The sequence below is a fragment of the Streptomyces sp. GDS52 genome (assembly GCF_052246875.1).
GTDB lineage: Bacteria > Actinomycetota > Actinomycetes > Streptomycetales > Streptomycetaceae > Streptomyces > Streptomyces cathayae.
This window is the reverse complement of the sequence record NZ_CM125966.1, coordinates 5,374,973-5,398,330: the sequence shown is the minus strand read 5'-3', so window position 1 is coordinate 5,398,330 and position 23,358 is coordinate 5,374,973. Positions and strand designations below refer to the sequence as shown.

Sequence of the window (23,358 nt, the reverse complement as noted above, 5' to 3'; positions counted from 1 at the left end):
CAACCACGGCGCCTCAACCGCAGCGGTTCAGCCGCGGTGGTTCGGCCACGATGACTCAGCCGTCGTGACTCAGCAGTACGCCGCGATCCTGTCGCGGTAGACGCGTACCGGTGCCGTGTCGCGGTAGGGCTCCAGTCTGCGTTCGAAGTCCCGGACGTACTCCACGGCCCGTACCGAGCGCATCTCGGACGCCTGGCCGGCCGCCTCGGCGGCGAGCAGGCAGGCCTGGTCGAGTTCGCCGAGGCCGAGGCGTGCGGTGGCGAGGACGACCCGGCAGAACAGCCGGCTGCGGGCGTAGCCGGGGGCGCGCAGCTGCAGCGAGCGCTCCGCGTGCTGGGCCGCGGCGCGGAACTGCTGGAGGTCACGGTGGCAGTGGCCGAACTCGTCGGCGAGCTGGGCCTCGTCGAAGAACCGCACCCAGTGCGGGACCTCGTCGCCGGGCCGGGCGTTCTCCAGGGCGCGTTCGGCGCGCACCAGGGCCGCGGTGCAGGCCCGCACCTCGCCGAGCACACCGTGCCCGCGTGCCTCGACCGCGTGCAGCAGGGCCTGCACCGCGGGCGGGGCGGAGTTGCCCGCGCCCTGCTGGGCCACTCGCGCGAGCTGCACCGCCTCCCGCCCGTGGCCGAGGTAGACCGCCTGCCGGCTCATGGTGACCAGCACATACGCGCCGTAGGTCCGGTCCGCGGCGGCCTGTGCGAGGCGGAGCGCCTGCACGAAGTAGCGCTGGGCGAGTCCGTGCGCGCCGATGTCGTACGACGTCCAGCCGGCCAGCCGGGTCAGGTCGGCGACGGCGGCGAACAGGCGGCGGCCGGTCTGCTCGCCGTAGGTGCCGCGCAGTATCGGCTCGCACTCGTGCTCCAGGTAGCGCACCAGGGCCTGGCGGGCGTGGCCGCCGCCGTAGGCGTCGTCGAGGGTGCGGAACAGCTCGCCGACCGAGCGCAGCGCGGCGATGTCGCCGCCGGTGACCCGCTGGCCGGGGCCGCGCTCGGCCGTCCGGCGGCGGGTGCCGAACTCGGGCAGCCCGGTGGTCGGGCGGCCGACCGGGCGGGCCTGGGCGGGGACGCGGACCGGCGGCTCGAGGCGGGCCACCTTCTCGTCGGCGCGGCCGATGAGCCAGTCCCGGCTGGGCACGACGAGCCCGGCCGAGGTGAAGGCGATCTTGCGCAGCTCGGCGTGGCTGCCGGAGTCCTTGCGCCACAGCCCGCTGACGATGTCGACGGCCTCCTCCGGGGAGGCGGCGAACTCCAGGCCCGCGTAGACGGGGGCGCAGGCGTCCAGGCCGAGGTCCTGGGCGGTGAGCCGGCGGCCGAGGCGCCGGGTGAAGACCTCGGCGATCAGCGCGGGTGTGGTCCCCCTGGGCTGCTGCCCGCGCAGCCAGCGGGTGACGGAGGTCTTGTCGTATCTCAGGTCGAGCCCGTGCTCGAGACCGAGCTGGTCCACGCGGCGGGCCAGTCCCGCGTTGGAGAACCCCGCTTCTGCGATGAGCGCGGCGAGCTGACGGTTGGGCGTGCGCTGCGCGGGTCGTTCCGTCATCTGTGGTGCGGTCTCCTGCCTTCCGGCGAACGTTGATGCCCGGATCACCTGTGAGCAGCCCTGATGGCCTTCTGGACGGCGCGAATGTAGCGGAGAGTAAACGCCTGGTGGCATATTTCGATCCGCATTCATCCGATCGTGTGAGAATTTCCCCCGAGGCTGACGGACAGCAGTCGGCACGGGCGCCGGACGCGCGCCGGAACTACCACCGGAGCCGCCCCCCGGGGACCTCCCCGGAACCGCCGCCGAAAGGAAAGCCGGTCGTACGGTCGTACAGTGGCTTGGGCACCTTTCGTGCCTTACCGCGTTCCACCCTTGTTCTGCCTTACTACCTTCCGGGAGGCACTCGCCGTGAGTGAGTTGCGGTTCGTCCGAATGGGCTTCGGGGCCGAGGCCGTCGACTACCAGGTGGCCTGGGACGAGCAGCGCCGGGTGCACGCGGCACGGTTCGCCGACGAGGCGCCCGACACCGTCATCCTGCTGGAGCACCCCCCGGTCTACACGGCCGGCCGGCGCACCCAGGACAGTGAGCGCCCCCTCGACGGCACCCCGGTCATCGACGTGGACCGCGGTGGCAAGATCACCTGGCACGGTCCCGGCCAGCTGGTGGGCTACCCGATCCAGAAGCTGCCCCGCCCGGTGGACGTGGTCGCCCACGTCCGGCGCCTGGAGGAGGCCCTGATCCGCACCTGCGCGGAGTTCGGTGTGGAGACCACCCGCATCGAGGGACGCAGCGGTGTGTGGGTGCTCGGCGACCCGGTCGAGCAGCGCCCGGCGCTCGGCGGGCTCTCCCTGGACTTCGACCCCCGCCTGCACGACGAGGAGTTCGACCCGCGGCTGAACGGCCCCCAGTACGCCCCCTCCAACGCCGGTCAGCGGCGCGAGGACCGCAAGCTCGCCGCGATCGGCATCCGGGTGGCCAAGGGCGTCACGATGCACGGCTTCTCGCTCAACGTGCAGCCCGACAACAAGTGGTTCGACCGGATCATCCCCTGCGGCATCCGCGACGCGGGCGTCGCCTCCCTCGCGAGCGAACTGGGCCGCGACATCACGATCGAGGAGGTGCTCCCCGTGGTGGAGCGGCATCTGCGCGACATCCTGGAGCACGCCGACCTCAAGCCGCGGGAGACCGCCCGCGCCACCGCCTGACCCGGCGGTCGCCGTTCCCGCCGCGGCGGGAATGGGCCCCGGGTCTCGGAGGTTGGCCTGACCGTCAGGCCCGTCAAACACGGGCGTACCCTGGTGTACGCCGAAGAATCGAAGCTAGGGAGCCGACGTGTCCGCAGTCGCACCGGACGGACGCAAGATGCTGCGCCTGGAGGTCCGCAACAGCCAGACCCCGATCGAGCGCAAGCCCGAGTGGATCAAGACCCGGGCGAAAATGGGGCCCGAGTACACGAAGATGCAGAACCTCGTCAAGAGCGAGGGCCTGCACACGGTCTGCCAGGAAGCCGGCTGCCCGAACATCTACGAGTGCTGGGAGGACCGCGAGGCGACCTTCCTCATCGGCGGCGACCAGTGCACCCGGCGCTGTGACTTCTGCCAGATCGACACCGGCAAGCCCGAGGCGCTCGACCGTGACGAGCCGCGCCGCGTGGGCGAGTCCGTGGTCACCATGGACCTGAACTACGCCACCATCACCGGCGTCGCCCGCGACGACCTGGAGGACGGCGGCGCCTGGCTGTACGCCGAGACCGTGCGCCAGATCCACGCGCAGACCGCCGAACGCGCGGACGGCCGCACCAAGGTCGAGCTGCTGGCCCCCGACTTCAACGCGGTCCCCGAGCAGCTGGAGGAGGTCTTCTCCTCCCGCCCCGAGGTGTTCGCGCACAACGTCGAGACGGTGCCCCGCATCTTCAAGCGGATCCGCCCCGGCTTCCGCTACGACCGCTCCCTGAAGGTCATCACCGCCGCCCGGGACTACGGACTGGTCACCAAGTCGAACCTGATCCTCGGCATGGGCGAGACCCGCGAGGAGATCAGCGACGCGCTCCGGCAGCTGCACGACGCCGGCTGCGAGCTGGTCACCATCACGCAGTACCTGCGCCCGTCGGTGCGGCACCACCCCGTCGAGCGCTGGGTGAAGCCGCACGAGTTCGTGGAGCTGAAGGAGGAGGCCGAGCAGATCGGCTTCTCCGGTGTGATGTCCGGCCCGCTGGTCCGCTCCTCGTACCGGGCCGGCCGCCTCTACCGGATGGCGGTCGAGAAGCGCGGTACGTACATCGCCGCCCAGGCCGTCTGACCCGGCGTTCCCGCCGCGTGCCGTACGGCACGCGTGTGAACTCACGCACAAGAAACTACCGGCCAGTAATGGCCGAGACGACGCGGTCCCGGCCGTCCTCGCAGATGAGGGCGTACGCCGGGACCGCGTCGGCGTCCGCAGGGCGCGAACCGGGGCTTCATGTGCGTTTGACCGGGGGGTCACGTCCTGGTAACACCAATCAGTGACCCTGGAATCACGGCACGTGCACCCGCGCTCACAGCCGCGCCCACTGTCGTACTCGCAGTCGCACCCGCACCCGAAGACGCTTCGAAGGAGGACCTCCACGATGCAGGCCGCGCCGGTCCGCGCCACCGCCATCCCGTCCTTCGGCACCGCGCTGCGCGCCGTCGAGTCGCTGCTGATGAGCAGCGGCCAGCGCACCGCCCGTCGCAACGCCTGGACCTCCGTCCTGGAGGACCGCCGCCGCGCCAAGGACCGGGTGGAGGCGGAGCGCGTACTCGACCAGTCCCCGACCGTCACCGGTCTCTGAGTCTCCGATCCCTCCGGTCCCCCCCGAGGTCTCCGAGGTCTCCGATCCTCCGGAGGCACTGCCGTCGTCCTCGCTTCCGGGGACACGTAGACTTCGTGGCATGGCGAGGAAGGAAACCGCAGCGGACGCTGCGAACCCCGGGCGACTGAAACAGATCGCTCTGACTTACAAGATGACCCGCAGGGTCGACAAGAAGATCGGCCTTGTACTCGCGGCTATCGGGATCGTCACCTTCGGTGTCTTCCTCGCGATCGGCTTCCTGATCGGTCACCCCGTTTATCTCGGCATCCTGGGCTTCCTGCTCGCCTTCCTCGCGACGGCGATCGTGTTCGGGCGCAGGGCCGAGCGGGCGGCCTTCGGACAGATGGAGGGACAGCCGGGCGCCGCCGCGGCCGTGCTGGACAACGTCGGCCGGGGCTGGTCGACGACTCCCGCGGTCGCGATGAACCGCAACCAGGACGTGGTGCACCGCGCGGTCGGCAAGGCCGGCATCGTGCTGATCGCCGAGGGCAACCCGAACCGGGTGAAGAGCCTGCTCGCCGCCGAGAAGAAGCGGATGTACCGCATCGTCGCGGACGTCCCGGTGCACGACATGATCGTGGGCACGGGCGAGGGCCAGGTCGAGCTGAAGAAGCTGCGCACGACCATGCTCAAGCTGCCCCGTGTCCTCACCGGCCCGCAGGTCACCGCGACCAACGACCGGCTGCGCGCGCTGGGCGACCTGATGAGCAACATGCCGATCCCGAAGGGCCCCATGCCCAAGGGCATGAAGCTCCCGAAGGGCGGTGGCCCGAAGTCCCGCTGAGGACGTCGTACACGGTGCATGAGGAGGGGCACCCGGAATGCTTCCGGGCGCCCCTCCTCATGTACGGCGGTCCTGTCCGTCGTTCTGCCGTCGCCGTCCCTCCGAACCGTTCCTGAAGACTGAGCAGGAGCGAGCCCACTCGGTCGCACGCCCCGAACGGTCTTGGGCGCACTGGTCCCCGGCGTACTCGACCCCGGGGCGGCGACACGCATCCTGTGCGTGGTCCGGGCCCGGGAGGCCGGTTCCCTCACGACCTGGCCATATGGGTGTGGCCAGAGGCGACGGGGAGGCCCCGAACCATCACTCCGGTGGAGCAGGGGCCCCGCACGCTGACGCCACACCCGGCGTCCCAGATCGCACGCTCACGCTAGCCCAGTCGGCCCAGGACACCACAAGCTCACGAACGAACCATCACACGATCGAGCTAACGCGACCCCGTGCGCACTCCCCGGCGAGCAGTTACCTACCCCTCGAACCCTTCGGGTCCGGCTCAGATCCGGACCTCGACCGTGCGGGCCAGTCGGTCGTGCAGGCCGCGGCCGTCGCCGTCCCAGACCAGGGCGGGGATCGCGAGGCAGAGCAGCGCGGAGCGGACCAGGCCGCGCAGCGGCTGCACCCGGCCGCTGTCCACGGCGACGACGCGCAGGCCGAACAGACGCTTGCCGGGAGTGAACCCGACCGTGCCGACGGTGAGAACGCTCAGCACGAAGAACACCAGCAGCGTCCAGTTGCTGGTCGTCTGCCCGTTGAAGCCGTTGGTGATCAGGCCGGAGGCGACCAGCGCGCACAGGCCCCAGTCGACGGCCAGGGCGCCCAGCCTCCGGCCCGGGCGGGCGATGGAGCCCGGCCCGGTCTCCGGCAGCCCGAGCTGCTCACCCCGGTATCCGAAGTCGGCGCCGGCCTCTTCCAGGGCCGCGCGCGGCCCGGAGAGCCACGAACCGATTACCTGCCTGTTGTCCACCCCTACACGGTACTGCGCCCGAATACGGCCGGGGGACAGCGGGGTACGGACCGGAGGCCGTCCGGGCGCGGGACGAGGCGCGGGACGAGGTGCGGGACAGGGCGCGACGGCGGCGCCTGTCCGGACTACCGTGAGGGATGTGCCGGTTAACTTGTGCGAAACAAATGGGTCACGCCGGAGAAATGCCCCGTCCCTAGGGTCGACCACAGCGCGGGCCACCTGCACCGGCCGCACGAACGATCTACCACCCCGGCGGGACGGTCGGGAGTAGGAGGAGCTGGATGTTCCAGAACGCCGACGAGGCCAAGAAGTACATCGCGGACGAGGACGTCAAGTTCATCGACGTCCGCTTCTGCGACCTCCCGGGTGTGATGCAGCACGTCACGGTGCCCGCCGAAGCGTTCGACCCGGATGAGGAGCTGGCCTTCGACGGATCCTCGATCCGTGGTTTCCAGGCCATCCACGAGTCCGACATGTCGCTGCGCGCGGACCTCTCGACCGCGAGGCTCGACGCGTTCCGCCGCGACAAGACGCTGAACATCAACTTCTTCATCCACGACCCGATCACGGGCGAGCAGTACTCCCGCGACCCGCGCAACGTGGCCCGGAAGGCCGAGGCGTACCTGGCCTCCACCGGCATCGCGGACACCGCGTTCTTCGGCCCCGAGGCCGAGTTCTACGTCTTCGACAGCGTGCGCTTCAAGACGTCCGAGAACGAGTCCTTCTACCACATCGACTCCGAGGCGGGCGCCTGGAACACCGGCGCGCTGGAGGACAACCGCGGTTACAAGGTCCGCTACAAGGGCGGCTACTTCCCGGTCCCGCCGGTCGACCACTTCGCCGACCTGCGCGCCGAGATCTCGCTGGAGCTGGCCCGGTCCGGCCTGAAGGTCGAGCGCCAGCACCACGAGGTGGGCACCGCCGGCCAGGCCGAGATCAACTACAAGTTCAACACCCTGCTCGCCGCCGCCGACGACCTGCAGCTCTTCAAGTACATCGTGAAGAACGTCGCCTGGCGCAACGGCAAGACCGCGACCTTCATGCCGAAGCCGATCTTCGGTGACAACGGCTCGGGCATGCACGTCCACCAGTCGCTGTGGGCGGGTGGCGAACCGCTGTTCTACGACGAGCAGGGCTACGCCGGCCTGTCGGACATGGCCCGCTACTACATCGGCGGCATCCTCAGGCACGCCCCGTCGCTGCTCGCCTTCACCAACCCGACGGTGAACTCGTACCACCGCCTGGTGCCGGGCTTCGAGGCCCCGGTGAACCTGGTGTACTCGCAGCGCAACCGTTCCGCCGCGATGCGTATCCCGATCACCGGCTCGAACCCGAAGGCCAAGCGCGTCGAGTTCCGCGCCCCGGACGCCTCCGGCAACCCCTACCTGGCGTTCTCGGCCCTGCTGCTCGCGGGCCTGGACGGCATCAAGAACAAGATCGAGCCGGCCGAGCCGATCGACAAGGACCTCTACGAGCTGGCTCCCGAGGAGCACGCCAACGTGGCCCAGGTCCCGACCTCCCTCACCGCCGTCCTCGACCGCCTCGAGGCCGACCACGAGTTCCTCCTCCAGGGCGACGTCTTCACGTCCGACCTGATCGAGACCTGGATCGACCTGAAGCGCACCACCGAGATCGCCCCCCTGGCCCTCCGCCCGCACCCGCACGAGTTCGAACTGTACTTCGACGTGTGATGCACTGACGCGCACGCGTCACAGCCGTTCGGCGCCCCTGTTTCCGTGCTTCCGGGAGCAGGGGCGTCCCGCATGTCCGGAACGTGCTTTCCTCGGCGGGCTCGGAGAGGGATGATGGGAAACTGACACTGCTGTTCGAGAGAGGTTCACGGGGATGCCCGAAAGGGACGACGAGGAGCGCGAGTTCGACATCAAGTGGGCGGACGGGGCCGAGCACAAGGAGCCCTCGGCCCGTGCCCGGATGCTCGCCGCGCGCTGGAAGGACGACCCGCCTGGCCCGGTCCCGTTCCGCGGCGAGCCGGAGCACCGGGGCTCCCGGCGGTCGTCGCTCCGAGGAGCGTCGCCCCGGGGCTCGTCGTCCTGGGTGTCCACGGCCGTGGTCCTCGGCTGCGTCGCCGCAGTGATCGTTTTCCTTGGTTACATCAACTTCCGCCCGTACTGATCAGCACGGGATGCACGGGATGCACGGCATGAACAAGGCCGTCATCGGCGGGGAGACGGCGGCGGTGCGCCTGGCCCGGGGGGCCGCCCTCGGTGAGGTGCTGGACATCGCCGACCCGAGTGGGAGTGCCTGGATCTCGCTGGACGAGGGTGTGCGCGCGTCGGCGTGGTACCGGCCCGCGCCACTGCCGGATGCGCTGGCCCTGGAACTGCCGGAAGAGTCGTGGCTGGCTCTGGCGTTGTGCCATCCCGACGGGCGGATACGTGAGCGTGCGCTGGCCGGGGTCGCGGAGCACCCCGCACTGCTGCCCCTGCTCGTCGTGCGTGCCGCCGACTGGGCCGGGCCCGTGCGCGAACGGGCCCGTCAGCTGCTGGGCGAGGCCCTCGCCGGGGAGGTGAGTGCCCGGACGGTCGCCTCCCTCGCCCCGCTGGTTCTGCGGGTCGCCCGCCGCGAGCGCGGGAACTTCGGTCTCGGACTGCTCGACGCCGCGCTCCGCCGGGCTCCGCGCGAGCTGCTGCTGCCCCTGCGCACCCACCCCGACCGTCTTTTGCGCCGGTTCGCCTTCCGGGCGGCCGTCGAAGGGGGCCTCCTCTCCCCCGGTGAGCTGGCCCGCCACGCCGCCCGGGACGACGACGCGGTCGTCCAGGCCCTCTGCGCCGACGCCGCCCTGGCCGCCGCAAGCACCGGCTCCGGACGGGGCGGCTGGGACGACGTGCTGGAGCCGCTGCTGGGCGCGCGCAACCCGCGGGCGCGGTCGGCCGGCGTCACCGCGCTGAGGCGGGCCGGGCGGTCCGAGCGAGCAGTGGAGTTCCTCGCCGACCGGTCCGCGGTCGTGCGGGCCTGCGCGCGGTACGTCGTACGCCGGCACGGGACGGATCCACTGCCCTGGTACCGCGAACGGTGCGCGGACCCGGCGGACCCGGCGATGCCGCCCGGCGCGGCCGTCGGCCTGGCGGAGTGCGGACAGCGCGCCGACGCGGACCTGCTGTGGCCCCTGCTCGCCCACCCGGCACCGGGCGTACGGGCCCGGGCGGTGGCCGGGCTGCGCATCCTCGACGTGAGCGACACGGAGCGGTTGTTGCCGCTGCTCGACGACCCCGCGTCCGGTGTGGTGCGGGAAGCGGCCACCTCCCTGCTTCCCTTCTCCGGCGCGCTCCCCGCCGACCGTCTGATGGGGTTCCTCGATATCGGGCACCCCCGGCATGTCCGAGTCGCCGCGTTCCGGCTGCTCTATGCCCGGGGCGGGGTCGTCGGGCTGCGGGCGGCGGTCGCCCTGCTGGAGGATCCGGACGACACACTGCGGATGTGGGCCGGACAGTCGGTGCAGCACTGGCATCCGACCGCCGGCAGGCGCCCCGGGGACCCGGAGGTGGGCGAACTGCTCGACCGGGCCGGCCATCTGTTCAGCGGGGACGCGCTGAAGCGGCGCATGGGGGAGGCGGGGCTGCCCTCCCGAAGACAGACCCCGCCCGTCGGTCCTGGCGGCTAGCGGTTGTGGCGCATGAGGGAGCGGACCATGTGGCAGGTCGTGCGGGACGGCGGGTGTATGCCGATCAGTTCCGCCGTGCCGCGTATCGTCTCGTCGGATGCCTGGTCGGGCAGGTAGACGCCGGAGTCGAGCAGGGCGATGGCGAGACGCATCGCCTTGAGCCGGCGGTTGTGCGTGACGTACCACTCCCGCGGGCGGCCCGGCGGCAGCGGCCGCTTCGCGACGGGCGCGCAGGGCGTTTCGAGCAGGACGGGACGCTTCGCGGTGGACTGGGTGGGCAGGGGCTTCGGCTTCAGTGCGGCAGCGGGCACGGCATCCTCCTGTCGCGGTCAGGGTGCCCACCGAGATCCACGCCGATCCCGGCAACACCCTCGAACACTGCCTCCAGTTTACTGCCCGGCACTGACATCCGGGGGTCCTGGGAAGGTCGACGAACACCCAGGTGGAGGAGGTGTTCCAGCTGCGGAACGCCTGGTTCGGAAGGTGCCCCCGAGGCGATGGGGAATTCGAACAGCGGAGGGGCGGAAGCGGAGGGGCGTACGGTGAGCGGCATGGAGATCTGGATCAATCCGGCCTGTTCCAAGTGCCGCAGCGCCCTCACCCTGCTGGACGCCGAGGGTGCCGACTACACCGTCCGCCGCTATCTGGAGGACGTGCCGAGTCAGGGCGAGATCCGTGAGGTGCTGGAGCGGCTGGGCCTGGAGCCGTGGGACATCACCCGCACCGGGGAGGCGGCCGCCGGGGAACTCGGGCTCAAGGAATGGCCGCGGGACGCCGGCTCACGGGAGCGCTGGATCGCGGCGCTCGCCGAGCACCCCCGGCTGATCCAGCGCCCGATCATCACGGCCGAGGACGGCACGGCGGTCGTGGCCCGCAGCGAGGAGGCGGTACGGGACGCCCTGTCCCGTCGGACGCCTGACGCCTGACACCCGAGAGCAAGCGGCGTGTGACGCAGGCCACCTGGAGGAGGCTGCCGGACCGCTGAGTAACTTCGTTCGGCACCTCGTACATAGCGGCGTACGTTCCCCTACCCGCTTCAGGAGGCGCGCATGTCGCGCAGGAGAACTCTCGGCCCCAAGAAGAAGCTCGCGTTGCTGCTGAGCGCCGCGACGGTGGCCGGTGGCGGTGCCTTCGTCATGGCGACCACGTCGAACGCCTCCCAGACGGCGGCCCCCACCACCAAGTCGGCGGCCGACTCGACGGTCTGCCAGGGTCTCGCCACGGCGCTCGGTAACAACCAGAAGTTCATCGAGGGCCAACGGGCCGATCCCGACGCGCAGTCCGAGGCGCGGATCGCCAACCGCGAAGCGGTCATCGCGGAGATCGAGCTCAAGCAGCGGGCGTCCGGGTGCACGGTGGGGGAGTCGGCTCAGGACTCCCAGCCGGCGCAGCCCGAGCAGCCCGCCCAGCCCGCCCCCGGTGAGCAGGCCGGCGGCGAGCAGGCCGGCGGTGGCGACGACGCCGCGCAGAACCCGGGCGGCGGCGCGGCGGCCTCCGGCGAGCAGGTGTGCAACGGCTCCACGGTCACCCTCTCCGGTGAGGCCGGCGCCCCGGCGGCGTCCAGCAACCAGTTCCCGGCCGGGACCAAGCTGAAGGTCACCAACCTGGACAACAACAAGTCCACGACGGTGGAGGTCACCGGGGTGTCCGGCAGTTGCGCCCTGCTCAACGACGCGGCCTTCGAGCAGGTCCGGGAGCCCGGCAAGTTCCTGATCCGCCGGGCGCTCATCGAGAAGGTGGGCTGACCCCGGGTCACCACAAGCCCTCCGGGGCGCGGACCCAGTTCGGGGGTCGGGGCGTGCCACGGTACCGCCCCGACCCGGGTCGCCGCCCCGGGGTGTGACGGGAGCCCTTCCCCGCTCGACCGCCGTCGAGAGCGGGGGAGGGCTCCCTGCGTCCGGGGAGGAGCGAGAAGCCCGCACCACACGGTCCACGTGGTGAACCGGGGCTCCTGCTGGGGGCCTCGGTCTGCTTCAGTGACTCCACTCACGCGAAACGCGCGGGCTTCCTGCGGTCGTGGCTAGGCCACGTCGCAGAGGGCCAGCCCGGCCCTGTTGAGGACGTTCGTCGCGCCGACGTGGTCCGCGTTCGCTGCGAACCCGCACACCGTGCATTCGAACTTCGCTTGGGTGGCGCGGTTCTCCTTCGCAACGTGCCCGCAGTCGGGGCAGGTGCGGGAGGTGTTGCGGGGGTCCACGGCGATGACGGTCCGACCGGCGCTTTCAGCCTTGTGGGCGAGGATCACGAGGAACACCCCCCAACCCGCGTCGAGGATGCTGCGGTTCAGACCGGCCTTGGCGGCGGACCCGTTGGGCAGAAACGCGCCGGGGGTTTCCGGATCGGGCTTGGGCTTGGGCGCGCGGGTCATGCCCGCTGTGTTGAGCCGCTCGTGGGCAATCACATCGTGGTCGCCCACGAGGGCGAGCGCGGTCTTGTACGCGTGGTCCAGGCGCTGCCGGCGGATCTTCGCGTGGATCCGGGCGACCCTCCGGGCGGCGGCCCGGTGCTTCTTGGTGCGTCGGCGGGTCCGCTGGGGGAACCTCGCCAGGTGCCGCTGCGCCTCGGCCAGGTCGTCTGCCACCGCTCCGAGGAAGCGCGGGCTGGCGATGTGCACGCCGTCGGACGTGGTCAGGAAGTGCTCGACGCCCATGTCGATGCCGATGATGCTGCCCGTGGCGGGCAGCGACTCAGCGGGCACCTGGTCGCAGGAGAGGACGACGTACCAGCGCCTTCCTTCCCGCTTGATGCTGATCGTCTTGACCCGGCCCTTGACGGGACGGTGCTGGTGCACGCGGACGTGGCCGACGCCCTGGAGGCGGACGCGGGTCTGCGCATCGTGCGGGGTGGAGTCCCATCGGCAGCCGTCGCCGTCTTTCGGGAAGGTCACGGTGTCGAAGTGCCCGACGCCCTTGAACCTGGGGTATCCGGGTGTCTGGCCTGCCTTGACACGCTGGAAGAACGCGGCGAACGCCTTGTCCAGGCGGCGCAGGGTGGCCTGCTGGGAGGAGAACGACCAGCGGCCCTGGCGCTCGGGGTCGAACGCCCGGATGTCCTTGAGCTGCGCGGACTGGTCGCCGTAGCGCACGGTCGTCTTCGACGTGTGCCGGTAGGCGTCCCGGCGCTCCTGGATGGCCCCGTTGTACAGCGAGCAGTGATCTCGCAGCATCTCGCCCAGCGCGACCGTCTGACGGGCCGTGGGCCGCAGGAGGAACTTGTACGCGCGGATCACGAGCCGTCCCCCTCCCGCTTCTTTTGGGGGCGTTCCCACTGGGTGTCGATGTACCTCGCCACTGTCGCCGCCGATACCGCGCCTACCGAGGCTGCGAAGTACGACGACGACCACAGCGTGGGCATCCGCGACCTCAGGTGCGGGAACTCCTCACGCAGCACGCGGGAAGTGAAGCCCTTGAACTGGTTGGCTACGTATGAGGCGGACGACTTCGCATCGTGCTTGACGAACAGGTGTACGCGGTCGGGCACCACCTCAAGAGCGATGATCTCCCAGTCGCGCTCGTCCGCCTTGGCCCGGATCAGCTCGTCCAGGCGTTCCGCGACCCGGCCGTCCAGGACCGGACGGCGGTACTTCGGACACCACACCACGTGGAGCCCGAGGTCGTACACGCCGCCGGAGAATCGGCGAACCTTCCTGGTCACGGCCACTTAACAACTATACACACGCGACAGGTCTAGTGCGGCAGAAAAACGGTACAGGCGAACAATGCTGATTTCTGCACCCAGTTGAGATCGGAGCAGCCCAGACAAGCCATTCCCCACCCCGCTAAGGCGGAGCGCCCCCTGGCTAGGTCATAATGGGGGCATGGACGGTTCCCGGAAGCTCATCGCGACAGGTCGTCAGGACCTCGAGCCCTTCTGGCCCTCCCGTCAGCACGACGACTTCGACCGCGAGTGTTGCCGCGCGACGACCGCGCCGGCCCTCTGACGCCGTACCTCCCGGCCTTCCGCCGGCGCGAACCGCGTACGTCCTCGACCGGCCCGACCACGAACTCGTGGCGGTCGAGTCCTCTCGACGAACCCTTCGCGCGAAAGAGCTGACCCCTCATGGCGACCACTCGTTCCCTCTCCCCCACAAATCCTGCGCATCCCGTGAACCTCGCGAACGCTGCGACCCCCGCAAACTCCGTGCGCGCCGCGAACTCCGTGACCTCGGTGACCTCGGCGTCCTCCTCACCCGCCGCCCCCGTCGCGCCCCGTACCGTCCCGGCCGACGGCCGTCCCCGCCACGGGCTGCGGGCCGTCGCCCCGGACGAGGTCGTCACGGTCGCGGACCTGCTCCCTCCGGGGGCCACCTGGCTGCCCGCACCGCAGCACACCCTGCCCGTCCTGCCCGGGCGCCCGCCCATGGTCGGCTACCTGGTGCTGGTCCCCGCCGACCAGCAGCCGCCGTTCCCTGTGGCGGTACCGGACGCCGGCCCGTCGTCCGCCCTCACCGCGCCCTCCGAAACCGATGGGGCCGACGCGGCCGACGATTCGGTCCGCGTCGACACCATGCGGCGCACTGCTGAGGTGAACGGACGGCAACTCGACCTCACCTACCTGGAGTTCGAGCTGCTCGCCCATCTCGTGGCACACCCGAACCGGGTGCACACCCGCGACCACCTGGTCGCCACCGTGTGGGGCTACGGCCATGTGGGCGACGGCCGCACCGTCGACGTCCACGTCGCCCGGCTGCGCCGCAAGCTGGGCGCCGAGCACCGGGGCAGGATCCAGACTGTGCGCCGCGTCGGCTACAAGTACGCCCCCTGAGGGCGGCCCGCCCCGGCTCTGCTCTGCCCTCGGCAGATTCCTGTTCCCCCGGCCCGTCCGACACGGCAGAGTCGGGCGGTATGAGGCTTCTGGTGCTGGGCGGTACGGAGTTCGCGGGGCGGGCCGTCGTGGAGGCGGCGCTCGGGCGGGGCTGGGAGGTGACCGTCTTCCACCGGGGGCGGCACGGGGCGCCGCCGGGCGTCCGGTCGCTGCTGGGAGACCGGACCGCCGTCGACGGGTTGGCCGCGCTCGACGAGGCGGCCGGCGAGTGGGACGTCGTCGTCGACACCTGGTCGGCCGCCCCGCGTGCCGTCCGGGACACGGCGCGGCTGCTGCGGGGCCGCGCCGGGCGGTACGTGTACGTGTCGAGTTGCTCGGTGTACGCCTGGCCCGCGCCCGCCGGGTACACCGAGCAGGCCCCGGTGGTGGCGGGTGCCCGCGCGGACGCCGACCAGACCGAGTACCCGCGGGACAAGCGGGGCGGTGAACTGGCCGCCGTGGACGCCTTCGGCGCGGACCGGTCGGTGCTGGTGCGGGCGGGGCTGATTCTCGGGCCGTACGAGAACGTCGGCCGGCTGCCCTGGTGGCTGAACCGGATGGCACGCGGCGGCCCGGTCCTCGCTCCGGGGCCGCGTGACCTGCCCGTCCAGTACGTCGACGTCCGCGACCTCGCCGAGTGGATCCTCGGGGCGGCCGAGCGGGAACTGAGCGGCCCGTACAACCTGTTGGGCCCGCAGGGACACGCCACGATCGGCGCGCTGCTGGAGGCGTGCGCGGAGGTGACCGGGGGCGCGGCCGAACTGCGGTGGACCGCACCGGAGATGATCCTTCAGGCCGGCATCGAACCGTGGACGCAGCTGCCGGTGTGGGTGCCGCCGGACAGCGAAGCACACGGCGCCCTGCACCGAGCGGACGTCTCCCGGGCGGTCGCCACGGGGCTGCGCTGCCGTCCCGTCGCCGAGACCGTGGCCGACACCTGGCGCTGGCTGCGGGCCATCGGCGGAACGGCACCCCAGCGTCCGGACCGGACGTTCAAGGGGCTCGACCCGGAGGTGGAGGCGAAGGTGCTCGCGGCGGAGGGAGGCCGGGGCGAGCCGTAGGACGGGCCGTGGGCCCGGCCAGGTGTACGTAGCACCACCCCGTGACCGGGGGTTCGGGCCAGTGACCCGGGCATCGGTGCCCGGACAGACTTACGGCATGAGCATCGACACGAGAAACGGCACCAGAAGCGGCACCAGACGTACGAAGGGCCTTGCCAAGGCCGCACTGCGGGGGCTGGGGCTGGCGTTGGTGTCGCTCCCGCTGTCAGCGCTGTGCTTCACCCTGACCCTGCTGTCGATCGCGCTGATTCCCCTCGGGATCGGCATCGTCACGACGCCGTACGTGCTGACCCGGGCACGCACCTATGCGAACTGGCGGCGGGTGCTGGCCGCCGAGTGGGGCGGGGTGCGCATCCCGCCCGCGTACCGCCCGCTGCCCAAGGACGCCAACCCCTGGGAGCGCACGTTCGGGATGCTGAGCGATCCGGCGACCCGGCGGGAACTGTGGTGGCTGCTGGTCGACATGACCGCGGGGGTCGTCACCGCGCTGCTGCCGGCCGCGCTGCTGCTGTACCCGCTGGAGGGGTTCGCGCTCGCGGCCGGGCTGTGGCGGGTGATGCCGGACCCGTACTGGTACGGCTTCGTCCCGGTCGGCGACCAGGCCTCCGCGCTCGGCGCCGGCGCACTGGCCCTCGGTCTGCTCTTCCTCGCCCACTTCGTCACCCCGTCGGTGCTGAACGCCCATTACCGGCTCACCCGCGCCGTCCTCTCCCCCAGCCAGGGTGAACTGAGCGAGCGGGTACGGGTGCTGACCGAGACGCGGCGTGACGCCGTCGACACGTCCGCGGCCGAACTGCGGCGCATCGAGCGGGATCTGCACGACGGGGCGCAGGCCCGGCTGGTCGCGATGGGCATGGATCTGGGGACCATCGAGGCGCTGCTCGACAAGGACCCGGAGCAGGCGAAGGAGTTGATCGCGCGGACCCGCAGGTCCTCGGTGGAGGCACTGTCGGAACTGCGGGAGCTGGTACACGGCATCCATCCGCCGGTGCTGGCCGAGCGCGGGCTGGGCGACGCGGTGCGGGCGCTGGCGCTCAGGCTGCCGGTGGCCACCGAGGTGAACGTGGAGCTGCCGGGCCGGGCCGAGGCACCGGTGGAGTCGGCCGCGTACTTCGCCGTCAGTGAGGTGCTCACCAACGCGGTGAAGCACGCGGGTGCCGACCGGATCTGGGTCGATCTGCACCACGCCGAGGGCCATCTGCGGGTGAGCGTCACCGACAACGGAAAGGGCGGCGCGGTGATCGGGGCCGGTTCGGGGCTGACCGGGGTGGAGCGGCGCCTGGGTACATTCGACGGCGTCCTGGCCGTCAGCAGCCCCGCGGGCGGTCCCACCATGGTCACCATGGAGATCCCTTGCGAGTTGTCCTAGCCGAAGACCTGTTTCTGCTGCGCGACGGACTGGTCCGGCTCCTGCGGGCCCATGACTTCGAGATCGTCGCGGCCGTGGAGTCCGGTCCCGAACTGGCCCGGGCGCTGGCCGAGTCGGAGCCGGACGTGGCCGTGGTCGACGTACGGCTGCCGCCGACGCACACCGACGAGGGGCTGCAGTGCGCGCTCGAGGCGCGGCGCCGCAGGCCGGGACTTCCGGTGCTGGTGCTGTCGCAGCACGTGGAGCAGTTGTACGCGCGGGAGCTGCTGGCCGACGGCAGTGGTGCGGTGGGGTATCTGTTGAAGGACCGGGTGTTCGACGCGGAGCAGTTCGTGGACGCCGTACGGCGGGTGGCGGGCGGAGGTACGGCGATGGATCCGCAGGTGATCCAGCAGTTGCTGGCACGGCGGTCGGGTGACGACCGGCCGCTGGCGCGGCTGACGCCCCGGGAACGGGAGGTACTGGAGCTGATGGCGCAGGGGCGCTCCAACGCGGCGATCGCCGGCCGGCTGGTGGTGACGGAACGGGCCATCGCCAAGCACACCGCGAACATCTTCACCAAACTGGGACTGGAGGTCTCGGACGACGACAACCGTCGCGTGCTGGCGGTTCTCGCCCATCTCGACCAGGGAAGGTGAAACCGGGCCCGCCCCTCACCCGACGTTCACGACCAACAACTCCTCGTGGTCCAGAGGGCGTTGAAACCAGAGCGCCGTACGAACTTCCCATCAATTTCTGTGACGGTTGAACACCCCCGGAGCGGCTCCCGTACTCAAGGGAGCCGCTCCGCTTCTGCTGGGCGATTCGATGCCCGTAAGGGGGTGCTCCTCAACCAGGTCAGAGGAGTTCCGTGACTCCACCCACCGCTGAGGCGGCGGGCTTCCAGCCCGAGGGTCGCGGTCCAGCCCGAACCGACCCCTTTGCGGGGCACAGCACAGATCACCAGAGCACCGGGAAGGCCGAGAGCCCCCTTGCGAGGAGAATGATGGGACGCAATACAAGAAAACGCCGTATGCCGTTGGCCGCCAAAGCCGTGGCCGGAACGGCGGCCTTGGCGCTCGGTGGGGGCGGGCTGGTCTGGGCGAACTTCTACGCTTCGGCCGGCGAGTCGGACCAGGCTCAGAGCCGGACCAAGGTGAGTGCGGCGCAGATCGCCACGATCGACTGCCCGGACGTCGGTCAGCAGCTCTCCGACGTGCCGGACCAGGCCCGCGGTGAGGTCGACGGCGAACTGGCCTCGATGGACCAGCAGATCACCGACGCCTACCAGCGTCTGGCCACCACGCGCCAGGCGCAGGCCGGGGACTCGCAGTACGTCCAGAACGCCATTCTGGGTCCGCTCAAGGACCGTCGTAAGGTGCTCCTCGACCGGATCAAGCTGGAGATCAGCCGTGCGGGCGGCCAGGTTCCCGGGAACCTGGACGAGCTCGCCCCCTGCTCCGGCCGCCCCGCCGACCAGCCGCTGCCGACCGACGGCCAGAACGGCGACGGTCAGAACGGCGACGGTCAGGACAACGGCCAGGACAACGGCCAGGGCGGTGACCAGGGTCAGGACAACGGTCAGGACCAGGGCGACGGTCAGGACCAGGGCGAGGGGCAGCTCCCCAACGACAACGGCAACGGCGCCGCGGGTCCGTTCGCCGAGGACTTCATCGACATCAACGACGTCCCGCCGAACTCGCGCGACCTCCCGAACGGTCTGGCCGCCAACGGCAGGTCCGGCTCCAAGGGCAGCTTCACCACGAAGTGCGGCGTCAACGAGAACAAGATCTACAACAGCGACAACATCATCGTGGCCCCCGGTGTCGCGAACGGCGCGCACCACATGCACGACTACGTCGGCAACCAGAGCAACAGCTCGCTCTCCAGCGACGACGACCTGGTCGCCGCCGAGACCAGCTGCCAGAACCAGGGCGACAAGTCCTCGTACTTCTGGCCGGTGCTGCGCGTGCAGGACGGCACCCAGGAGTTCGACGCGGCCGACCAGGGCGGTGGCGCCGAGGGCAACGTCGGCAGGATCCTCCAGGCCCAGGAGGCCCAGCTCCGGTTCGTCGGCAACAAGCGGAGCAAGGTCGTCGCGATCCCCAAGCTGATGCGCATCATCACCGGTGACGCCAAGGCCTTCACCAACGGCCTCAAGAACGCCAACACCTCGTACAGCTGCACCGGCTTCGAGGACCGGCAGTCCACGGACAAGTACGTGCTGTGCCCCGAGGGCAGTCAGCTCGTGCGCACGTCCAACTTCCAGAGCTGCTGGGACGGACAGAACACCGACAGCGCCAACCACCGTGACCACGTGGCGTTCGTCCAGGCGGACGGCAGCTGCGCCAACGGCTTCAAGGCCATCCCGCAGCTCCAGGTCCGCCTGGTGTACGACGTTCCCACCCCGACCATCGAGAACGGTCAGGTGAAGAACCCGTACGCCGTGGACTCCTTCCCGGAGCAGCTGCACAAGCCGATCACCGACCACAACGACTTCATCAACGTCATGGACGAGAGCCTGATGAACAAGGTGGTCAAGTGCATCAACAAGGGCAAGAAGTGCACGTAGTCCCCTCGGTCGCCCACTGAGACACTGAGAAAAAGGAGGGCCGGTGGCGGGATTCCCGCCACCGGCCCTCCTCCTGTGTGCACCGGGTGTGCTCGTCGTTCAGCCTCCGTGCCCGGCGTGGCCGGACGCGTGCGCACCGCCTCCGTGGTCCATGTTGGCGTGGTCGATGCCCTCCTCCACGTCGCCGCCGAGCCGGCCACGCAGGTCGTCGAGCACGTTCTCCTCGCCGACGGCGACCCACTTGCGCCCGACGAGGTAGAAGCCGCCGTAGTCCTTGGCCATGTCGACCCACTCCCGCTGGCCGCGGTCGGTGGCGAAGGTGGCCAGGACGTACTGCTCCTTGCCCTTCTTGCAGATGGCCTGACGGATGGTGTCGGCGTCGGTCTGCATGTCCGGCTTGCACTTCACCTCGGCGGCCAGGTGCTCGAGACTGCCGGTGGCCGTGGCGGGCACCTCGCTCTCGGCTCCGCCGGACCCGCAGCCCGCCAGCGCCAGTACCGCCACCGCGCCGGTCAGCGCGAGCATCGGTCGGGACAGCCTCATGAGTTCCTCCGGTCCTTCCGGCGACATGCCGCACGGAGCCCCGGCAAGGGGCTCTCCGCCTTCGATACGGCTTTGACGCGCGCAGTACTCAACGCGCACGCCACCCAATCGGTCGACGCCGTCCGAACGGCCCAGTGACCTACCGGCCGGTTGGCTCGTTCTGCTGGGCGTGCAGTCACAGCATGCCGCCCAGCGCCCCCCGCACTCCTCCTCCGACGGCCCGGTCGTCGATGTCGAACAGGCCGAGGCCGCGCTCGCCGAGCACTATCCGCGGCTCGTCCGGCTCGCCTACCTGCTGCTGCCGCCGGGTACGGGCCGGAGCAGGCGGGTGCTGACCGCGCACGCCCTGGCCCAGCGCGCGCTGCCCCGCGGCCGCACCGCGGCGCCCGTGATCCCCGCCCAGACGGTCCAAACGGTCCAGGCGGTCCAGTCCCCCGAGGCCATCCAGTCCGCCGAGGCCCCGCAGGCCGCCCCCGCCCCCGGGCGGGACGGCGATCCCGGGTACGCGCTGGTCCGGCTGCAGGTGGTGCGTACGGCGCTGCGGGCGGGCGGGCCGCTCCGGCGGGCGCTGCTGTCTCCGCCGCTGCCCCGGGTGTGGGGGCTGCGGCTGCACCCGCGGTCCGGTGGCGCCGACGAACTCGCCCTGGACCAGCGGCTGTCCGCCCTGTCCGGACCGGCCCGCGCCGCCTACGTGCTGCGGGGCCTCGAGCGGCTCGCGGACGACGACGTACGCAGGGTCCTCACCGACGCGGGGGTCGCCGACGCGGCCGCCGCGCTGCGCGAGGCCGACGGGGTGCCGGCCGAGTACCGGCTGCTCGACTCCCCCGAGTTCGACCCCTGCTCGCTCCAGGCCCGGCCCACCGATCTGCTGCGCCGCCGGCGGCATCTGAAGGTCGCGCTGGCCGCGGGGTGCGCGCTCGTCGTCTGCGGCGCACTGCTCGGGCTGCCGGGTGACGGCTGGGGGCCGGACGGTGCCGCCGCGCCGCCGTACGCGCGGAACCCGGCCGCGCAGGCCGCCCTGGACCCGGCGAAGCTGACCCGGGTCTCCCCCTCCCTCTGGAAGGCCTCCGCGCGCACCGACTTCTCCGTGTGGCCCGCCCGCGGCGACCTGACCGGTGACAGGGGCCTGCTGCGCCGCGCCCTCGCCGTGTGGGCCCGGCCCGGCGAGCGGGTCCAGGTGTCGGCGACGCCGGGCACCCCGTCCGGCGGCCCGGCCGGACCGCCCCAGCTGCTGTACGCGGGGACCGTCGACAGCGCGCGCGTGGTGATCCTCCACGACGGTCTGCGCATCGCCAGGTACGCCGAGCCGGAGAGCGGCGCCCGGGGCGCCGTCCTCGACCTCGCCCGGGTCGACGGCGCGGACCGGGCCGGGGCGAGTGCGGTGGTGCTGAGCCGGGTCGACGGCAACGTCCGCTATCTGGCGGCCCCTTGGGTACGCGAGGCCCGTCACCGGGACCTGCGCGAGCCCGACGCCGACGCGACGGACCTCACGCTCACCGACGGGGTCACCTCGCCGCTGGCCAGTCCGGCGCTGCGGGCCGGTTCGTGCACCTCGTGGAACGTGCTGGAGCTGACCGACAAGGCCGGCACCCGGCTGATGACCGACCTCGCCGAGCTGGTCCCGGCCCGGCTGACCGCGGGACGGCCCGGGGCCGCCGGTGAGACGTCCGGCGCCGGGACGCTGCGTGCCTGGGCGCCGTTCGCGTGCTCGCTGGTCTCGGTGCGTTCGGCGGGCGTACGGAGCGTGAACGCGTGGGCGTTCGCCGAGCAGCCGCTGCCGGACGGCGCGAGAGGCCCCGCGGACTGGGTGTGCACCCGGGCCGAGACCTGGCGGGGCGGTGGCAGCCGGGTGCTGGCGCAGTTCCACACGCCGGGCAGGCCGTCCGGGACGGCGGTGGCCAAGGCCGAGGACGTTCCGCAGTGCGGGGCGCGTGCGCCGCGGGTGCTGGCCGGGGTGCTGTGGAAGTCCCCGGCGGGCACCTGGTACCTGCTGGCCGCCGGCAGCCGCGGCACGACGTCCGTCACCGCGACGGGCGGTGTCCAGGGCACCGCACAGGGCAATCTGCTGACCGTCGAGGCCGAACGGGGCGCCCAGGCCGACCTTGTGGGCACCCGGAAGGACGGGGGCTCGATCACCGGCCTCGGCTGACCCGGTGATCACCGCCGTCCGGTCCGGACCGTTCGAGTCCGGAATCGATCGGTAGGCTGGGGGTATGACTACCGGGGTACGCCGCAGAATGGGAGTCGAGGAGCGCCGGCAGCAGTTGATCGGCGTCGCCCTCGAACTGTTCAGCCGTCGCTCGCCCGACGAGGTCTCCATCGACGAGATCGCCTCGAAGGCCGGTATCTCGCGCCCGCTGGTCTACCACTACTTCCCCGGCAAACTCAGCCTCTACGAGGCCGCGTTGAGGCGTGCCTCGGACGATCTCGCGTCACGGTTCGTGGAGCCGCACGAGGGCCCGCTGGGAGCCCGGCTGCTGCGCGTGATGGGCCGGTACTTCGACTTCGTCGACGAGCACGGGCCGGGTTTCTCCGCCCTGATGCGCGGCGGCCCGGCGGTCGGCTCGTCGACCACCAACGCACTGGTCGACTCCGTGCGGCAGCGGGCGTACGAACAGATCCTGTCGCACATGGGCGCGGTGGATCCGCCCGCGCGGCTGGAGCTGGTGGTGCGTTCCTGGATCTCGCTCGCCGAGTCGACGGCGCTGATCTGGCTGGACGGCCGGCGCATACCGCGGGCCGAGCTGGAGGTCCAGCTGGTGCACGACTTCGCGGCGCTCGCCGCCGTGGCCGCGGCGCACGACGAGGAGCTGGGCACGTTGCTGCGCGGCCTGCTCAAGGACGAACCGGGGGACGGGCCGTTCACCGACCTGGTCACCCGGCTGATCGCGCTGGCGTCCTCGCCCTGACCGGCCGCCCGGCTGCTGCTTCCCCACGCCCTACTTCTCTACGCCCCTACGCCCCTATTCTTCGAACTTCCGGTACGAAGCGTCGAGCTCGCGTACCTCCGCGGAGGCGTGCAGCATCGTGCCGTCGAGGGACTTCACGTGCTGCCGGACCAGTTCCAGGACGGCCTCGGTGAGCCGGGCCTTGGCCTCCTCGGTCCGCCCGGGGAGTAGTCCGATGTGGACGTGCACCAGGGCGTGGCCATCGATGTCGGGGCCGACCACGACGTCCTCGGTCCGGCGGAACCGGGTCTTGCACGCCGCCGGCCTGGCCGCCGCGATCTCCACCACGGTGGTGTGCAGGTCCCGTGCGAAGGCGCGCCGGTCGAAGTCGAAGCCGGCCTTCAGCTGATCGGAGTAGTCGACGGTGATCTGCGGCATCGGTGGGCCCTCCAGTTGCAGCTCGGAGGGC

Annotated in this window: 24 protein-coding genes; 17 read left to right on the top strand and 7 right to left on the bottom strand. The window is 71.3% G+C overall.

The window, feature by feature from the left end; all coding sequences use genetic code 11:
- Nucleotides 1-69: 69 nt before the first annotated feature.
- Nucleotides 70-1,533: a regulator gene (locus tag ACTWJ9_RS24610; protein WP_279336439.1), complete on the bottom strand. Its 1,464-nt coding sequence runs from the start codon at nucleotides 1,531-1,533 to the stop codon at nucleotides 70-72.
- Nucleotides 1,534-1,884: 351 nt separating this feature from the next.
- Between ACTWJ9_RS24610 and lipB the strand changes: the two genes are divergently transcribed.
- The 4 genes from lipB to ACTWJ9_RS24590 all read left to right on the top strand — a co-directional run bounded on the left by lipB (nucleotide 1,885) and on the right by ACTWJ9_RS24590 (nucleotide 5,091).
- Nucleotides 1,885-2,682: a lipoyl(octanoyl) transferase LipB gene (lipB, locus tag ACTWJ9_RS24605; protein ID WP_279336438.1), complete on the top strand. Its 798-nt coding sequence runs from the start codon at nucleotides 1,885-1,887 to the stop codon at nucleotides 2,680-2,682.
- A 127-nt stretch (nucleotides 2,683-2,809) separates the two neighbouring features.
- Entirely contained in the window at nucleotides 2,810-3,775 is a 966-nt protein-coding gene (lipA, locus tag ACTWJ9_RS24600) for a lipoyl synthase (protein ID WP_279336437.1), read from the top strand.
- 307 nt (nucleotides 3,776-4,082) lie between these two features.
- On the top strand, nucleotides 4,083-4,286 hold the full coding sequence (locus ACTWJ9_RS24595) for an SCO2195 family GlnR-regulated protein (RefSeq protein WP_279336436.1): 204 nt from the start codon (nucleotides 4,083-4,085) through the stop codon (nucleotides 4,284-4,286).
- A 100-nt stretch (nucleotides 4,287-4,386) separates the two neighbouring features.
- Complete coding sequence (locus tag ACTWJ9_RS24590) at nucleotides 4,387-5,091, top strand: DUF4191 domain-containing protein (RefSeq protein ID WP_279336435.1); 705 nt, start codon at nucleotides 4,387-4,389, stop codon at nucleotides 5,089-5,091.
- Between the two features lie 490 nt (nucleotides 5,092-5,581).
- On the opposite strand, the gene ACTWJ9_RS24585 is transcribed toward ACTWJ9_RS24590, so the two are convergent.
- On the bottom strand, nucleotides 5,582-6,052 hold the full coding sequence (locus tag ACTWJ9_RS24585) for an RDD family protein (RefSeq protein ID WP_279336434.1): 471 nt from the start codon (nucleotides 6,050-6,052) through the stop codon (nucleotides 5,582-5,584).
- Nucleotides 6,053-6,333: 281 nt separating this feature from the next.
- Between ACTWJ9_RS24585 and glnA the strand changes: the two genes are divergently transcribed.
- The 3 genes from glnA (at nucleotide 6,334) to ACTWJ9_RS24570 (ending at nucleotide 9,674) form a co-directional block, all read left to right on the top strand.
- Nucleotides 6,334-7,743 (top strand): type I glutamate--ammonia ligase, encoded by a 1,410-nt coding sequence (gene glnA / locus ACTWJ9_RS24580; protein ID WP_279336433.1) that lies wholly within the window; start codon nucleotides 6,334-6,336, stop codon nucleotides 7,741-7,743.
- Between the two features lie 154 nt (nucleotides 7,744-7,897).
- Nucleotides 7,898-8,185, top strand: a complete 288-nt coding sequence (locus ACTWJ9_RS24575; protein WP_279336432.1) for an SCO2583/SCO2584 N-terminal domain-containing protein — start codon at nucleotides 7,898-7,900, stop codon at nucleotides 8,183-8,185.
- A 28-nt stretch (nucleotides 8,186-8,213) separates the two neighbouring features.
- Nucleotides 8,214-9,674, top strand: a complete 1,461-nt coding sequence (locus ACTWJ9_RS24570; protein WP_279336431.1) for a hypothetical protein — start codon at nucleotides 8,214-8,216, stop codon at nucleotides 9,672-9,674.
- Here ACTWJ9_RS24570 and ACTWJ9_RS24565 read toward each other — a convergent pair.
- Nucleotides 9,671-9,985, bottom strand: a complete 315-nt coding sequence (locus tag ACTWJ9_RS24565; protein WP_279336430.1) for a hypothetical protein — start codon at nucleotides 9,983-9,985, stop codon at nucleotides 9,671-9,673. The genes ACTWJ9_RS24570 and ACTWJ9_RS24565 overlap by 4 nt on opposite strands.
- Nucleotides 9,986-10,225: 240 nt before the next feature.
- Between ACTWJ9_RS24565 and ACTWJ9_RS24560 the strand changes: the two genes are divergently transcribed.
- Both ACTWJ9_RS24560 and ACTWJ9_RS24555 read left to right on the top strand, forming a co-directional pair.
- Nucleotides 10,226-10,600: an arsenate reductase family protein gene (locus ACTWJ9_RS24560; RefSeq protein WP_279336429.1), complete on the top strand. Its 375-nt coding sequence runs from the start codon at nucleotides 10,226-10,228 to the stop codon at nucleotides 10,598-10,600.
- A gap of 123 nt (nucleotides 10,601-10,723) precedes the next feature.
- Nucleotides 10,724-11,419, top strand: coding sequence for a hypothetical protein (locus ACTWJ9_RS24555; protein WP_279336428.1), 696 nt, complete (start codon nucleotides 10,724-10,726; stop codon nucleotides 11,417-11,419).
- Nucleotides 11,420-11,694: 275 nt separating this feature from the next.
- Here ACTWJ9_RS24555 and ACTWJ9_RS24550 read toward each other — a convergent pair whose 3' ends face one another.
- Together ACTWJ9_RS24550 and tnpA are read right to left on the bottom strand one after the other, a co-directional pair.
- A complete protein-coding gene (locus ACTWJ9_RS24550; protein ID WP_279336427.1) occupies nucleotides 11,695-12,903 on the bottom strand; it encodes an RNA-guided endonuclease InsQ/TnpB family protein in 1,209 nt (402 codons plus the stop codon).
- Nucleotides 12,900-13,334, bottom strand: a complete 435-nt coding sequence (tnpA, locus tag ACTWJ9_RS24545; RefSeq protein ID WP_387040521.1) for an IS200/IS605 family transposase — start codon at nucleotides 13,332-13,334, stop codon at nucleotides 12,900-12,902. The genes ACTWJ9_RS24550 and tnpA overlap by 4 nt, the downstream gene beginning before the upstream one ends.
- 157 nt (nucleotides 13,335-13,491) lie before the next feature.
- Between tnpA and ACTWJ9_RS24540 the strand changes: the two genes are divergently transcribed.
- The 6 genes from ACTWJ9_RS24540 to ACTWJ9_RS24515 all read left to right on the top strand — a co-directional run bounded on the left by ACTWJ9_RS24540 (nucleotide 13,492) and on the right by ACTWJ9_RS24515 (nucleotide 19,458).
- Nucleotides 13,492-13,614 carry a hypothetical protein gene (locus ACTWJ9_RS24540; protein WP_279336426.1) on the top strand — a complete coding sequence of 41 codons (123 nt, stop codon included), beginning with the start codon at nucleotides 13,492-13,494 and terminating at the stop codon, nucleotides 13,612-13,614.
- 227 nt (nucleotides 13,615-13,841) lie between these two features.
- Entirely contained in the window at nucleotides 13,842-14,438 is a 597-nt protein-coding gene (locus ACTWJ9_RS24535; RefSeq protein WP_387040530.1) for a winged helix-turn-helix domain-containing protein, read from the top strand.
- A gap of 80 nt (nucleotides 14,439-14,518) precedes the next feature.
- Nucleotides 14,519-15,538 (top strand): SDR family oxidoreductase, encoded by a 1,020-nt coding sequence (locus ACTWJ9_RS24530; protein WP_387040524.1) that lies wholly within the window; start codon nucleotides 14,519-14,521, stop codon nucleotides 15,536-15,538.
- Nucleotides 15,539-15,635: 97 nt separating this feature from the next.
- Nucleotides 15,636-16,907 (top strand): sensor histidine kinase, encoded by a 1,272-nt coding sequence (locus ACTWJ9_RS24525; RefSeq protein ID WP_279336424.1) that lies wholly within the window; start codon nucleotides 15,636-15,638, stop codon nucleotides 16,905-16,907.
- Complete coding sequence (locus tag ACTWJ9_RS24520) at nucleotides 16,892-17,545, top strand: response regulator (RefSeq protein WP_443294790.1); 654 nt, start codon at nucleotides 16,892-16,894, stop codon at nucleotides 17,543-17,545. Before ACTWJ9_RS24525 ends, ACTWJ9_RS24520 begins: the two co-directional genes overlap by 16 nt.
- Before the next feature lie 347 nt (nucleotides 17,546-17,892).
- Nucleotides 17,893-19,458: a DUF1996 domain-containing protein gene (locus tag ACTWJ9_RS24515; protein ID WP_279336422.1), complete on the top strand. Its 1,566-nt coding sequence runs from the start codon at nucleotides 17,893-17,895 to the stop codon at nucleotides 19,456-19,458.
- A gap of 99 nt (nucleotides 19,459-19,557) precedes the next feature.
- On the opposite strand, the gene ACTWJ9_RS24510 is transcribed toward ACTWJ9_RS24515, so the two are convergent.
- The gene (locus ACTWJ9_RS24510) at nucleotides 19,558-20,001 is read right to left on the bottom strand and encodes a hypothetical protein (protein WP_279336421.1); all 444 of its coding nucleotides are present in this window, start codon (nucleotides 19,999-20,001) and stop codon (nucleotides 19,558-19,560) included.
- A 169-nt stretch (nucleotides 20,002-20,170) separates the two neighbouring features.
- Between ACTWJ9_RS24510 and ACTWJ9_RS24505 the strand changes: the two genes are divergently transcribed.
- Together ACTWJ9_RS24505 and ACTWJ9_RS24500 are read left to right on the top strand one after the other, a co-directional pair.
- Nucleotides 20,171-22,150 carry a hypothetical protein gene (locus tag ACTWJ9_RS24505; protein WP_279336420.1) on the top strand — a complete coding sequence of 660 codons (1,980 nt, stop codon included), beginning with the start codon at nucleotides 20,171-20,173 and terminating at the stop codon, nucleotides 22,148-22,150.
- A gap of 64 nt (nucleotides 22,151-22,214) precedes the next feature.
- The gene (locus ACTWJ9_RS24500) at nucleotides 22,215-22,910 is read left to right on the top strand and encodes a TetR/AcrR family transcriptional regulator (protein ID WP_279336419.1); all 696 of its coding nucleotides are present in this window, start codon (nucleotides 22,215-22,217) and stop codon (nucleotides 22,908-22,910) included.
- A 54-nt stretch (nucleotides 22,911-22,964) separates the two neighbouring features.
- Here the strand turns inward: ACTWJ9_RS24500 and ACTWJ9_RS24495 are convergent, their stop codons facing one another.
- Nucleotides 22,965-23,327 carry a 5-carboxymethyl-2-hydroxymuconate Delta-isomerase gene (locus ACTWJ9_RS24495; protein WP_279336418.1) on the bottom strand — a complete coding sequence of 121 codons (363 nt, stop codon included), beginning with the start codon at nucleotides 23,325-23,327 and terminating at the stop codon, nucleotides 22,965-22,967.
- Between the last annotated feature and the right edge of the window lie 31 nt (nucleotides 23,328-23,358).